Genomic DNA, 13,086 nt, shown 5'->3' on the forward strand with positions numbered 1-13,086 from the left:
CTGCGCCGCTCGCGCAGGAAGGCTGGGCCGCGTTGCAGATCGTGTTCGTCAACGTCCTGCTGGGCGGCGACAACGCGATCGCCATCGCGATGGCCTGCCGCTCGCTGCCGCCGCGGCAGCAGCGTCTCGGGATCCTGCTGGGCACCACGCTGGGCATTCTGTTGCGTATCGTGCTGATCGGCGTCATCGGCAAGCTGCTGGCGATTCCGTTCATGCACGTGATCGCGGCTGCGCTGTTGATCTGGATCGGCACGCAGCTCGTCCGGCCTGCCGCGGACGAACCTTCGGTCAATCCGTCGGCGGCATTGTGGCGGGCGGTGATGGCGATCGTCTGGGCCGATCTGGCGATGAGCCTCGACAACGCGCTGGCAACCGCCGCCGTGGCCCAGCCGCTTCCCGAAGGATCGCGCCTCCTGATCGTCTTCGTCGGCCTGGCGATAGGCGCTCCGGTCATCGCATTCGGCAGCCGGCTCATTCTGACGTTGCTCGATCGCGTTCCGTCTCTGGTATACATTGGCGCGGCGCTGCTCGGCTGGATTGCGGGCGAACTGCTGATGGCGGACCCGTCGGTCAGCGCCGCACTGTATGAGTGGATGGCTCAGGTGCCGGGCGTCAGTCCTGCGGTCACCGGCGCGCTCACCTGTATCGCGGCCGCCGTGCTCGTCCCGCTGCTGGGCCGGATGGCCGCCGGCGGCGCACGCGCTGGCTAGGCGTCACGTGCCCGGCCGGCGCGCGCTGGCCGGGTATCCATTCCTTAAGCCGGCTCTCGCGCGCTTCAAGCGCTGCGGCATGTCAACGTGCGCGCCGGTGCATTGTCTACGAAATACCGCGAATACGTTAGAATCCGTCCAGGCTTGCAGGGTCGGGCCGTTGGCCTGAATTGACGAGTGTGGAACCACAATGAACGTACAGTCGGATAGTCCAGCAACAGCGGCGACAGATCAGCGCGAGCCGTCCAACTCCAATCCCATCCTTCACCGCCAGCTGTCCGAACTGGTCACTGCGCGAATCCGGGACTCCATCACGTCGGGCGCCTACGCGCCGGGCGCACGCCTGATCGAAGGCCGGCTTGCGGAGGAACTCAACGTCTCCCGCGTTCCCGTTCGCGAAGCGCTGCGTGCGCTCGCTGCCGAGGGTCTTGTCGATGTACGGCCGCGGCATGGCGCCGTCGTCGCCTCTCTCGACCCGGCTTCGGCTCGCGAGATGGTTCAGATCCGAGCCACGCTCGAAGGTCTGAACGCACGGCTGGCAGCCGAGCATTGCACGCCGGAACTGGCCGGCAAGGTGGCCGAAGTGCTTGCCGAAGGCAACGCGCAGCTGGCCTCCGGAGACACGGCAAAACTGCTCGACCTCAATGCCCGGTTCCACGATCTCCTCTACGCAGCCGGCGCCAATACCATGCTGGCCGACCTGATGCGGACGCTACGGGACCGCTCGCGCAGGCTTTTCATGAACGCGACGGAAGACGAAATCCGGCTGACCTGGGAAGAGCACGCTGCGATTCTGCGCGCGGTGCAGTCTGGAGATGCGGCGCTTGCCGCGCTGCTCGCCGAGCGGCACGTCATGCGTGCGGCCCAACATTATCTGGACGCCGTCGCCAGGTAGTGTGATGGCCATTCAGCTTGCGCTCGCCGACCGGTTTGCTCGAAGCATCGAGCCTCCAGCGTTCGCTTAGATATTCCCGTAACTGTGCAGTTTTCGCGCTCAGCGCGGAAAGGCAGACGGTAAGTTGCCGGCCAGGGCCCTTCTACAAAAGCATTCCGGCAGTTCGACGAGAATGTCCCATGCAGCGGTCACCGCACCACCCCATCTCATCGACGGAATGAGTAGCGCTATACAAGTTCTCGCTGCTCGTACGTTCCTCGCAACAGTGACGTCGAGTAATACGTCGAATCGGCTTCAGTCACTGGCTATATGGACACTCTTACTTGCTCCGTGTGTGACATGAACCCAGTTCCATCTGTCATGGCCCGACGTTGTCGGACCCGCTCCTCTCGGTAGTTTCCCATCGCGATCGGCCAGTGTTCCGAGGAAATCGTGTACGCGGTCATTTGCGGAGCTTCAAACAGCAATCGTTTGGCAGTCGGGTTGTGGATACATCGTCGCCGCACGAAGGATCTGGGTTGTGAACGTATTAATCACCCGGCGGGCGACAGCGACTCGACGATCCGGCACTCCGCTATCGTGCTGCAGCTGCACTGATCAATCAGGCTGTCGAGTTCCGCTTTCACCGCCTGCAGGTCGAGAATCTTCCGTTCAATTTCGGCGCGGTGCGCGGACGCAATTGCGTCGATCGCGCCGCACGGCTGCGTGCGGTCGTCGGCAAGTTCGAGCAGTTCGCGCACCTGGTCGAGCGAAAAACCGAGGTCTCGCGCGCGACGGATGAAGCTCACACGGCCGAGATGCGCGCTTGTGTACGTGCGGTAATTTCCTTCCGTCCTGGCTGGCGCGGGCAGCAGGCCGCTCTTTTCGTAGAAGCGGATCGTTTCGACCTTTGTACCCGTCGCGCGGGCGAGCTGGCCGATCGAAAGCGTGGCGGATTCATCCATCTGCTTGATCTTTGTAGTAGCTACGGGGTCTATCGTAGTCACCGTGATGAAACGTGTCGAGGTCGAAACGGTGAACTCTTCTCTGCCGCTGAAACCGCGCATCGGGGGCATGGACTGCGCGTCTTGTGCATTGAAGATGCCGCTGACGGCTGGTGCAACGTCTATGCGCAACGAGTTTGAGCGCTGGTCCGCGCGTGCGCCGCGAAGCGGCGCACGCGCGACGGCAGGCGAAGACACGTCTCCCGGCCCCTTCGCTCGCTGATTCGATGCGATAGCTGAACGACATTCGAGCTCTGCTAAGCTACGGTCCGCCGCACCTATTCTTAGGCTCCCGAACAAACCGCGAGATCATTTGAACCGGAGAAGATCGATGTCGATGCCATGGCTCGGGCGCTGCCTGTGCGGCGCGGTGCAATACGAAGCTCGCGGTGATTCACTCGCGCAACTGATCTGCCATTGCCGTGATTGTCAGCGCGCTTCAGGTTCCGCGGGGTTGCCGGTCGTCGTAGTGAGAGCCGCCGGCTTTTCGTTCAAAGGCGACGTCAGGCCTTATACGAAGATCGGCGGCAGCGGAATGCCCACGACGCGCAACTTCTGCGCTCATTGCGGCAGCCTGCTATTCGCTACGCCGCATCATGCGCCGGACATCGTGACCCTCTATGCCGGCACGCTCGATGATCCTGCGCGGTTCAAGCCCGAGTTCGTTCAATTCGCGTCCGAACGCCATCAACTGGATGCCCACCAGCCTGACATTCCCCACCATCCGCGAAGAGCGCCCTGACCGGTGCAATCAAAGATGCCGTGTTTGCGCGGGCGGATTGCCCCAGTCGTCGTGCAACCCATCGCGATAGGTCACGGGCGCATTCAACGCCGCATCGAGATCGAGTTCATCGAGGCACATGATGTTCACGTTGATATACGGATACCCTGTGCCGTTTGGCATATCGATGCGATCGAATACGTGGACCCCGCAGCGTTTGCAGAACGGGTGATGCGCGACCGCATTGTGCCCCTGATATTCGCTCAGCGCGGCTTCATCCGAAAGAAGGCGAAAATCTTCCCGGCGAACCTGCACATGCCAGAATCGCAGCCTGCTGCAGTAGCTGCAATTGCACTTCGACGTGCCCTCGTCGAAATCGATGCGAGCCTCGAACTTCACGAATTGGCAATGGCAACTTCCGAGGTACGTGCGCAACATAGGGTTCTCCGGCGTTGAGGGACGCGGCAATTATGGACGGCACGACTTCGCGCTGCCAATGCACGAGCCGTCGCATCCCTCGCAGTAATGGCGGTCGCGCACCGCGCGATCCACGCGCCAGACGTTCGCCGCAACCGGCGCCGCCGTCCCCGCCGAGCGCCCGTTTTCCCGCGCATGAAACGTCGGCTCGCCCGCCTTGCCGCGGCGAATCGCTTCGTCGATGCCCGGCTCGCCGAACACCGCTTTCAGTTCGGCCACGAACGCCGCGATCTCCGGCATCGGATGCCCGGCTGGCTTGCGCACTCGCATGTCCATGAACCCGCCCCCAAAAAAGTGCCTGTTCGCTATCTCATAAAAACCATGTAGGATACTGTATATCCATACAGGTATTTTCGCAAATGACAGTCGCCCTGCCAGCACCGGAAGCCATTCACCCGTCCTTGTGGCGGGCGTCCCAGCTTGGCGCTGGCCGCGGCCGCAGCGTCGATACCGGTTATCCGGCCCTGTCGGCGGAGTTGCCCGGCGGCGGCTGGCCGCTCGGCGCGCTGGTCGATCTGCTCGTGCAGCAGGCCGGCGTCGGCGAACTGCGGTTGTTGCAGCCGGCGCTCAGCGCCATCGGCGAGCGTCCGCTCGTCTTCGTGCAACCGCCGCATACGCCGGACGGCCTCGGGCTCAACTACATCGGCCTGTCGCTGCAGCAGGTGCTGCGGATCAATGCGCCGAAAACCGCCGACGCGCTGTGGTCCGCCGAGCAGATCCTGCGCGCCGGCAGTTGCGGCGCGCTGATCTTCTGGGCGCAGTATGCGCAGGCGTCCTCGCTGCGCCGTTTGCATCTGGCCGCGCAGTCGTCGGAGACGCTTTTCATCATGGTGCGGCCGCTCGCCACCGCGCAGGAGGCATCCCCCGCGCTTCTGCGGCTCGCGCTCAGGCCATCGGCCGAAGGTCTCACCATCGACATCGTGAAACGACGAGGGCCCGCTCGCGCAGAGCCCCTGTCGATTCCCCTTCAACCCACTCCCGTTCTGCTTTCCCGACATGCGCGTCTTTCTCGCCGTTCATCTGCCAAAGTTGCCGCTCGAGGTCTTCAGACCGAAGTGGTCGCCTGAGCCCGCGCATGGCTGCGCGGTGCTGGAGAAAGACAAGGTGGTCATGGCCGATCCCGCCGCGCGCTCGGCGGGCGTGCGTCCCGGCATGAAGCGCGGCGGCGTGCTGACGCTATCGCCGCAGACCGAGATGTATGAGCGCGACAGCGGCCGCGAGGCGGCGGCCCATCGCGAGGTGGGTATCGCGCTGATGCGCTTCTCGCCCGAAGTCGCGCTGCTCGATGAGGCGACGGTCGTCGTCGAGATCGGCGCGAGTCTGCGGCTCTTCGGCGGCCTGCTCGCGCTGTGCCGCAATGCGAAAGCCATCCTCGACGCGCTCGGCTTCACCGCGCGCATCAGTGCCGCGCCGACCGGCCAGGGCGCGTGGCTGCTTGCGAAGTTCGGCAACCGGCGCGTGCTGAAGCTCACGTCGCTCGACCAGCGCCTGTCCGCGCTGCCGATGCTCGCCGTGCCCGAAGTCCGCCCGTTCGCCGACTGGTTCACGGGCCTCGGTTGCGAGCGCATCGCCGATCTGCGCCGCCTGCCCCGCGCCGGCTTGCAGCGCCGCTGCGGCGAACATCTGCTCGACTCGCTCGACCGCGCGTTCGGGACCGCGCCCGAACTGTTCGACTGGCTCGAACTGCCGCCCACGTTCTCGGCGCGCATCGAGATGCCGGACCGGCTCGAACACGCGGATGGCGCGGTGTTCGGCGCGCAGCGCCTGATCGTGCAACTGTGCGGATGGCTGTGCGCAAAACAGCTCGCGCTCACCGGCATTCGCCTGTCGCTCGAACACGAGCGCGGACGCGCCGCGATCGAGCCGACCACGATCGACGTCGCACTCGGCGAGCCGAGCTGGCGCGAAGAACATCTGATGCGCCTGCTGAAGGAGCGGCTGCACCGTATCGAGCTTGCCGCGCCCGTGATCGCGTTGCGGCTCGACGCGTCGAACGTCGAGTCGGCCGCGCCCGCGTCCGACACGCTGTTTCCCGAACCGGGCGGCTCGCAGGAGGATTACGCGCGGCTGCTCGAACTGCTGGTCGCGCGGCTCGGCGAAGAGAACGTGCTGAAACCCGCGCCGAGCGCCGATCATCGTCCGGAGATCGCGAACCGCTGGCTGCCGGTGTCGCAGCCGGTCAAGCCCGGTCCGCTGCCGCAGAATCTGCCCCGCCCGACGTGGATGCTCGACACGCCCGTGCGTCTGCTAATGCGCCAGCACCGCCCGTTCTATGGCTCGCCGTTGCGCATGGTGTCGCCGGGCGAGCGCATCGAGAGCGGCTGGTTCGACGGCGAGCTCGTCACGCGCGACTACTTCGTCGCGCAGGCGGACGACCAGAGCTGCTACTGGATCTACCGCGAGCGCGTGAGCAGCCGCGACGCGGAAGAAGAGCAACGCTGGTTCCTGCATGGCCTGTTCGGCTGATAGGCGCGGATGAGCGGCCATGGACACCACCTTCACGATGCTGCCGGCGTATGCCGAGCTGTTCTGCTTTTCCAACTTCACGTTTCTGCGGGGCGCGTCGCACGCTGAGGAACTGGCCGAGCGTGCCGCGCAACTCGGCTACTCCGCGCTCGCGATCACCGATGAATGCTCGCTCGCGGGAGTCGTGCGCGCGCATGTCGCGGCGAAAGAAGCGAAGCTGCCGTTCATCGTCGGCGCGTATTTCCGGCTCGTCAACGCCGATGGTTCGCCGGCGTTCGGGCTGATCCTGCTCGCCCGCAACCGCAACGGCTACGGCAATCTGTCCGAGCTGATCACGCTGGCGCGCATGCGCGCGCCCAAGGGCGAATACCGGCTCACGCCGCAGGATCTGTCGCGGCCGGAGAAGGAATATCGCCACCTGCTCGGCATGCCCGACTGCCTCGCGATTCTCGTGCCGGATTTCCCGGCCAGCGAGGACGCGCTCGATGCGCAGGTCGAATGGCTCGACGAAACGTTCACCGGCCGCGCATGGGTCGGCCTCGTGCTCCATCAACGCGCGATGGACGACCTGCATCGCGGCGCGGTCGAGTTCGTCGCGCGCAGCCGCGACGTGCCCGTCGTCGCGCTCGGCGAAGTCGTGATGCACGTGCGCTCGCGCAAGCCGCTGCAAGACACGATGACCGCGATCCGGGTCGGCAAACCGGTCCATCAGTGCGGCTATGATCTGGCGCCGAACGCGGAGCAGCATCTGCGCTCGAGGTTGCGGCTCGCCAACCTGTACCCGCAAGACGCGCTGGCCGCGACGGTCGACATCATGAGCCGCTGCACGTTTTCGCTCGACGAGTTGCGCTACGAGTACCCCGACGAGCTGGTGCCGGCCGGCCATACGCCGGCCTCGTATCTTCGTCAGGAAACCTATATCGGCGCGCAGCGGCGTTTTCCCGCGGGGATTGCGCATCACGTGCAGCAGCAGATCGAGCACGAACTCGAACTGATCGCGGACCTGCAGTACGAGCCGTATTTCCTGACCGTCTACGACATCGTCCGCTTTGCGCGCAGCCAGCACATTCTGTGTCAGGGGCGCGGGTCGGCCGCGAACTCGGCGGTCTGCTACTGCCTCGGCGTGACCGAAGTGGACCCCGCGCGCGGCAACATGCTGTTCGAGCGCTTCATCAGCAAGGAGCGCGGCGAGCCGCCCGATATCGACGTCGACTTCGAGCATCAGCGGCGCGAAGAAGTGATCCAGTACATCTATCGCAAGTACGGCCGCGACCGGGCGGCGATCGCGGCGGCGGTGTCGACCTATCGTCCGCGTGGTGCGCTGCGGGAAACGGGCAAGGCGCTCGGCGTCGATCCGCAGATCGTCGATGCGGTCGCGAAGTCGCATCACTGGTTCGATACCAGTCGGGATCTGCTCGCGCGTTTCGCGGAATCCGGCCTCGATCCGAACCAGCCCCTGATTCAGGCCTGGGCGAAGCTCGCCTCGCAACTGCTGAATTTTCCGCGCCACCTGTCGCAGCATTCGGGCGGCTTCGTGATCAGCCGCGGCAAGCTCACGCGGCTCGTGCCGGTGGAAAACGCGGCGATGGCCGACCGCTCGGTGATCGAGTGGGACAAGGACGACCTCGAATCATTGGGCTTGCTGAAGGTCGACGTGCTCGCGCTCGGCATGCTGTCGGCGATCCGGCGCACGCTCGACCTCGTTTCGGAACAGCGCGGAGAACGTTTCGAAATGCAGGACATACCCGCCGAGGATGAGGCGACCTACGCGATGATTTCGGCCGCCGATACGATCGGCGTGTTCCAGATCGAATCGCGCGCGCAGATGAGCATGCTGCCGCGCATGCGGCCAGAGAAGTTCTACGACCTCGTGATCGAAGTCGCGATCGTGCGGCCCGGTCCGATTCAGGGCGGCGCCGTGCATCCCTATCTGCAGCGCCGTCAGGGCTTCGAGCCCGTGACCTATCCGAGCGACGCGTTGAAGACCGCGCTGGGCCGCACGCTCGGCGTGCCGATCTTCCAGGAGCAGGTGATGCAGGTGGCGATTCTCGCGGCCGGCTTCACCGCCGGCGAAGCCGACCAGCTGCGACGCGCGATGGCCGCGTGGAAACGCAAGGGCGGACTCGAAAAATACTATGACCGCATCGTGCTCGGCATGCAGGAGCGCGGCTACGACCAGACCTTCGCCGAGGCGATCTTCGAGCAGATCAAGGGCTTCGGTGAATATGGCTTCCCCGAAAGTCACGCGGCCAGTTTCGCGCTGCTGGTCTATGCGAGCAGCTGGCTCAAGTGTCACGAACCCGAAGCCTTTCTCGCCGCGATGCTGAACAGCCAGCCGATGGGCTTCTATTCGCCGTCGCAACTGGTTCAGGATGCGCAGCGGCACGGCGTCACGGTGTTGCCGGTCGATGTGACGATCAGCGGTTGGGACTCCTCGCTCGAACACCGTGCGGGGGCGACGCGCCCTGCCGTGCGTCTCGGTCTTTCGCTGCTGCGCGGCATGAAGGACGGCGCCGCCGAACGGATCGAGAACGCGCGCGCGATTCGCCCGTTCGCGAGCGTCAACGATCTCGCGCGCCGCGCGCAGCTCGACCGCAAAGACCTGCATGCGCTCGCGGATGCGAATGCGTTGGCAGCGCTCGCGGGAAACCGCCGCGAAGCGCTGTGGCAGTCGGTCGTCGCGGTGCCGGACAAGGATATGCTCGCGGCCGCGGCGACTCAGGACGAAACGCCCGAACTGGGCGCACCGAGCGAAGCGAACGACATCGTCGCCGACTACCGTTCGCTCGGCCTGACGCTCAACCGCCATCCGCTGGAACTGCTCCGGCCGCAGTTGCTCGCGAACCGGCTGATGCCGGCCTCGACGCTGCGGACCTATCGCGACGGCCGCCTCGCGCGCGGCTGCGGACTGGTGACGGTGCGTCAGCGTCCTGGCACGGCCAAGGGCGTCGTGTTCGTCACGCTCGAAGACGAGACCGGCAACGTCAATGTGATCATCTGGCCGAGTCTGCTCGAAAAACAGCGCAAAGAAGCGTTGGGCGCCGCGCTGCTCGCCGTGTACGGCACATGGCAGTGTCAGGGGGAAGTACGGCATCTCGTCGCGCAGCGGCTCGTCGACATGTCTCATCTGCTGGGCGAGTTGCAAACGACGAGCAGAAACTTCTGCTGACGCGAGCGCGCAAATGCGTATCATCGGAACAGCAAACGGAGGCATCCATGTGCTATTCGGCTCAGATTCTGGCGGACTACCGGCGCTACGTCCGCATGTTCGGCGCGCACATGAGCATCGAGGAATTCGCGCGTCTTTTCTTCGAACGCGCAGAGGACGGTCAGGCCAGGATTCCCAAAGCGATGGAAGACGCCTTCTCGGAACCGCAGTCCGACGCGGAACGGGAAGTCTGGGCGCTGATCGAGCGCTTCAGATCGCAGCAGACCGTGAAGCTCGAACAGGAACTGTTCAAACAGCGCACCCGCTTCGCCGATGCCGAGCGCTCTTTGCAGACCAAAGCCACCAAGGTGGCGACCGAGAGCAAACGGATCGCGAAAGACAAGATCGACCGCACGCTCGAGCGACTCGACGACCTCGGCCGAACCGCTCCCAAAGCAGACGACTCGCGCATCTTTCCAGGCTACTACGCGCCGGTGATGGTGATGGAGAATGGCCAGCGCGTCGTCAAACCGATGCGCTATCAGTGCCGCCTGGCCGGCAAGCCCGCATCGTACGACACCCGCTATCCCGGCACGTACAACGCTCGTCGGGACAGTCTCGAAAGTTTCTGGAAAGCGCTATTCGGCTATTCGCATGGACTCGTGCTGGCCAGTTCTTTCTATGAGAACGTCTCGCGCGCGCGAATGGAAGGCCGTGAACCGGCGCCCGACGAGAAAGATGAAAATGTCCGGCTCGAGTTCCGGCCCAATCCGCCTCACGACATGCTGGTCGCATGCTTATGGTCCCGCTGGAGCGGCGAAGGCGAGCCCGATCTATTGTCCTTCGCGGCGATCACCGATGATCCGCCACCCGAGGTGGCCGCTGCCGGCCATGATCGCTGCATCATTCCCATCAAGCCTGAGCATATCGACGCGTGGTTGAATCCCGATCCGCGCGATCTGGCAGCGTTGTACGCGATTCTCGATGATCGGGACCGGCCGTTCTACGAACATCGGATCGCGGCCTGAATTACAAGCCGCGGTTTCGGAGGCCGCGCGAGACGGTGTCGGATCATCCTTGCAATCTTCGCGCAGTAACATATTCTGCGTTATGGATGTTCATCGGCTGGCGAAGAATACCCGGTTGTAGAGGTCCGCCAACAGGCGCGATTCGGGCCCCATCAATCATCGAAGCGCCTGCGCAGCGGGCCCGACACGATCCACACCCTCGGGTTGCGGCTGCAAGCACAGGAGACGTCGGTATGGGCAAACATCCCGCGGCGGACGCTTCGCAGCAGACCGCGCTCGGCAGCGACGAACTTCAGCTGATCGATGCGTGGTGGCGCGCATGCAATTATCTTTCGGTCGGCATGATCTATCTGCTGGACAATCCGCTGCTGCGGGAGCCGCTGAAAGTCGAACACGTCAAGTATCGCCTGCTCGGACACTGGGGCGCGAGCCCGGCGTTATCGTTCGTCTGGGCGCATCTGAACCGCGTGATCAAACGCGACGATCTCGACGTCGTCTTCATGGCCGGTCCCGGACACGGCGCACCGGGCGTGCTCGGCCCCACCTATCTGGAAGGCACCTACTCGGAGATCTATCCGGACAAGAGCGCGGATGCCGAGGGCATGCAGAAGTTCTTCAAGCAGTTCTCGTTTCCCGGCCATATCGGTTCGCATGTGACGCCGGAGACGCCCGGGTCCATCCATGAGGGCGGCGAGCTCGGCTACAGCCTGTCGCATGCGTATGGCGCCGTGCTCGACAACCCGGACCTCATCGTGGCCTGCGTGGTCGGCGATGGAGAAGCGGAGACCGGGCCGCTCGCCACCGCATGGCATTCGAATAAATTCATCAATCCGGCCCGCGACGGCACCGTGCTGCCGATCCTCAATCTGAACGGCTACAAGATCGCCAATCCGACCATTCTGTCGCGCATCAGCAGCAGAGAACTGGAAGCGCTCTTTGTCGGCTACGGCTACACGCCGCATTTCGTCGAAGGATCGGATCACGCGGAAATGCATCGGAAGATGGCGCACACGCTCGATACCGTGCTCGGCGAAATTCGCGCAATTCATCAGCAGGCACGCGCGAACGGCAATCTCGAGCGGCCGCTCTGGCCGATGATCGTGCTGCGCACGCCCAAGGGCTGGACCGGACCGAAGCAGTTCAACGGGCACAAGGTCGAAGGCTCGTGGCGCTCGCATCAGGTGCCTTTCTCCGATGTGCGCAACAACTCCGCGAATCTCGAAGTGCTCGAAGAATGGATGCGCAGCTACCGGCCCGCCGAACTTTTCGATGCCGAGGGCCGGCTGATCCCCGAACTCAAGGCGCTGTCGCCCCAAGGCCCGCGCCGCATGAGCGCCAATCCGCATGCGAACGGCGGCGTGCTGCGCCGCGAACTGAAGCTGCCCGACATCCGCGCGTACGCGGTGGATGTGCAGCACGCGGGCAAGGTGCTGCAGGAGAACACGCGGCCACTCGGCGAATTTCTGCGCGACACGATGCGCGCGAACATGAACACCTTCCGCGTGTTCGGCCCGGACGAAACGGCCTCGAACCGTCTGCAGTCGATCTACGAGGTCAGCAAGAAGGTGTGGATGGCCGAGATGCTCCCCGAGGACGAGGACGGCGGCGAACTGGCGCGCGACGGCCGCGTGATGGAGATGCTGTCCGAACACACGCTGATGGGATGGCTCGAAGGCTATCTGCTGACGGGCCGCCACGGCTTCTTCCATACCTATGAAGCGTTTGCGCACGTGGTGGATTCGATGTTCAACCAGCACGCGAAGTGGCTCGACATCAGCCGGAATCACGTGCCATGGCGCGCGTGGGTGTCGGCGGAAAACATTCTGCTGTCGTCGACCGTGTGGCGGCAGGATCACAACGGCTTTTCGCATCAGGACCCCGGCTTCATCGATCTCGTCACCAACAAGAGCCCTTCGGTCACGCGCGTCTATCTTCCGCCCGACGCGAACACGCTGCTGGTGGTCGCCGACCACTGTCTGCGCACCACCGACTGCATCAACGTGATCGTCGCCGACAAGCAGAAACACCTGCAATTCACCACCATCGACGAAGCCGTCGTGCACTGCGCCAAAGGCATCGGCGTGTGGCGGCGCGCGAGCAACGACGAGGACGCCGAACCGGACGTGGTGATGGCCTCGTGCGGCGACGTCGCCACCCAGGAAGCGCTGGCGGCGACGGCGATCCTGCGCGAGCGTCTGCCCGAACTGAAGCTGCGTTTCGTCAACGTGGTCGACCTGTTCAGGATGCAGCCGGCGAGCGAGCACCCGCACGGCTCGACCGAACGCGAATTCGACAGCCTGTTTACGACCAACAAGCCGGTGATCTTCAATTTCCACGGTTACCCGTGGCTGATCCACAAGCTCGCTTATCGCTTTCGCAATCACGAGAATCTGCACGTGCGGGGCTACAAGGAGAAAGGCAACATCAACACGCCGCTCGAACTGGCGATTCTCAATCAGGTGGACCGTTTCAATCTGGTGATCGACGTGCTCGACCGCGTGCCGCGTTTGCAGGGCAGATCCGCGCATCTCAGGGAAGACATGAGGAACGCGATCGTCAGCAACCTGAACTATGCGCACACGCATGGCACGGACCGCGCCGAGGTCGCCGACTGGGTCTGGCCCTTCTGAACGTCACGCGCAGCATGCACCGAGGAAA

General features: G+C 64.2%; 11 protein-coding genes. 8 read left to right on the forward strand and 3 right to left on the reverse strand.

The genetic code is table 11. The features are described from left to right. The first annotated feature begins 32 nt into the window (after positions 1-32). Both OKW45_RS24280 and OKW45_RS24285 read left to right on the forward strand, forming a co-directional pair. Positions 33-710, forward strand: a complete 678-nt coding sequence (locus OKW45_RS24280; RefSeq protein WP_503129143.1) for a YjbE family putative metal transport protein — start codon at positions 33-35, stop codon at positions 708-710. A 190-nt stretch (positions 711-900) separates the two neighbouring features. Continuing rightward, complete coding sequence (locus OKW45_RS24285; protein ID WP_018418295.1) at positions 901-1,605, forward strand: GntR family transcriptional regulator; 705 nt, start codon at positions 901-903, stop codon at positions 1,603-1,605. Positions 1,606-2,138: 533 nt separating this feature from the next. On the opposite strand, the gene OKW45_RS24290 is transcribed toward OKW45_RS24285, so the two are convergent. Beyond that, entirely contained in the window at positions 2,139-2,549 is a 411-nt protein-coding gene (locus OKW45_RS24290; protein ID WP_429471603.1) for a MerR family transcriptional regulator, read from the reverse strand. A gap of 370 nt (positions 2,550-2,919) precedes the next feature. On the opposite strand from OKW45_RS24290, the gene OKW45_RS24295 reads away from it, so the two are divergent. Then, entirely contained in the window at positions 2,920-3,330 is a 411-nt protein-coding gene (locus tag OKW45_RS24295) for a GFA family protein (RefSeq protein WP_018418297.1), read from the forward strand. 9 nt (positions 3,331-3,339) lie between these two features. Here the strand turns inward: OKW45_RS24295 and OKW45_RS24300 are convergent, their stop codons facing one another. Together OKW45_RS24300 and OKW45_RS24305 are read right to left on the reverse strand one after the other, a co-directional pair. Next, positions 3,340-3,747 carry a GFA family protein gene (locus OKW45_RS24300; protein ID WP_429336273.1) on the reverse strand — a complete coding sequence of 136 codons (408 nt, stop codon included), beginning with the start codon at positions 3,745-3,747 and terminating at the stop codon, positions 3,340-3,342. A 30-nt stretch (positions 3,748-3,777) separates the two neighbouring features. Beyond that, positions 3,778-4,062, reverse strand: a complete 285-nt coding sequence (locus OKW45_RS24305; RefSeq protein ID WP_429471605.1) for a hypothetical protein — start codon at positions 4,060-4,062, stop codon at positions 3,778-3,780. Between the two features lie 83 nt (positions 4,063-4,145). On the opposite strand from OKW45_RS24305, the gene imuA reads away from it, so the two are divergent. The 5 genes from imuA (at position 4,146) to OKW45_RS24330 (ending at position 13,058) form a co-directional block, all read left to right on the forward strand. Next, complete coding sequence (gene imuA / locus OKW45_RS24310) at positions 4,146-4,853, forward strand: translesion DNA synthesis-associated protein ImuA (RefSeq protein WP_429471607.1); 708 nt, start codon at positions 4,146-4,148, stop codon at positions 4,851-4,853. Then, positions 4,783-6,252: a Y-family DNA polymerase gene (locus tag OKW45_RS24315; RefSeq protein WP_429471609.1), complete on the forward strand. Its 1,470-nt coding sequence runs from the start codon at positions 4,783-4,785 to the stop codon at positions 6,250-6,252. Before imuA ends, OKW45_RS24315 begins: the two co-directional genes overlap by 71 nt. 19 nt (positions 6,253-6,271) lie before the next feature. Continuing rightward, positions 6,272-9,421, forward strand: a complete 3,150-nt coding sequence (locus OKW45_RS24320; protein ID WP_429471611.1) for an error-prone DNA polymerase — start codon at positions 6,272-6,274, stop codon at positions 9,419-9,421. Positions 9,422-9,468: 47 nt separating this feature from the next. Beyond that, positions 9,469-10,428 (forward strand): SOS response-associated peptidase family protein, encoded by a 960-nt coding sequence (locus tag OKW45_RS24325; protein ID WP_429471613.1) that lies wholly within the window; start codon positions 9,469-9,471, stop codon positions 10,426-10,428. Between the two features lie 233 nt (positions 10,429-10,661). Next, a complete protein-coding gene (locus OKW45_RS24330; RefSeq protein ID WP_429471615.1) occupies positions 10,662-13,058 on the forward strand; it encodes a phosphoketolase family protein in 2,397 nt (798 codons plus the stop codon). Positions 13,059-13,086: the final 28 nt, after the last annotated feature.

This window comes from Paraburkholderia lebeckiae (assembly GCF_050436225.1).
Taxonomy (GTDB): Bacteria; Pseudomonadota; Gammaproteobacteria; order Burkholderiales; family Burkholderiaceae; genus Paraburkholderia; species Paraburkholderia tuberum.

Excerpts from the sequence above, each read along its gene's own strand:
- OKW45_RS24295 (WP_018418297.1), top strand. The coding sequence starts at position 2,920 with ATGTCGATGCCATGGCTCGGGCGCTGCCTGTGCGGCGCGGTGCAATAC.
- OKW45_RS24325 (WP_429471613.1), top strand. The coding sequence starts at position 9,469 with ATGTGCTATTCGGCTCAGATTCTGGCGGACTACCGGCGCTACGTCCGC.
- OKW45_RS24285 (WP_018418295.1), top strand. The coding sequence starts at position 901 with ATGAACGTACAGTCGGATAGTCCAGCAACAGCGGCGACAGATCAGCGC.
- imuA (WP_429471607.1), top strand. The coding sequence starts at position 4,146 with ATGACAGTCGCCCTGCCAGCACCGGAAGCCATTCACCCGTCCTTGTGG.
- OKW45_RS24320 (WP_429471611.1), top strand. The coding sequence starts at position 6,272 with ATGGACACCACCTTCACGATGCTGCCGGCGTATGCCGAGCTGTTCTGC.
- OKW45_RS24305 (WP_429471605.1), bottom strand. The coding sequence starts at position 4,062 with ATGGACATGCGAGTGCGCAAGCCAGCCGGGCATCCGATGCCGGAGATC.
- OKW45_RS24290 (WP_429471603.1), bottom strand. The coding sequence starts at position 2,549 with ATGGATGAATCCGCCACGCTTTCGATCGGCCAGCTCGCCCGCGCGACG.
- OKW45_RS24300 (WP_429336273.1), bottom strand. The coding sequence starts at position 3,747 with ATGTTGCGCACGTACCTCGGAAGTTGCCATTGCCAATTCGTGAAGTTC.
- OKW45_RS24330 (WP_429471615.1), top strand. The coding sequence starts at position 10,662 with ATGGGCAAACATCCCGCGGCGGACGCTTCGCAGCAGACCGCGCTCGGC.
- OKW45_RS24315 (WP_429471609.1), top strand. The coding sequence starts at position 4,783 with ATGCGCGTCTTTCTCGCCGTTCATCTGCCAAAGTTGCCGCTCGAGGTC.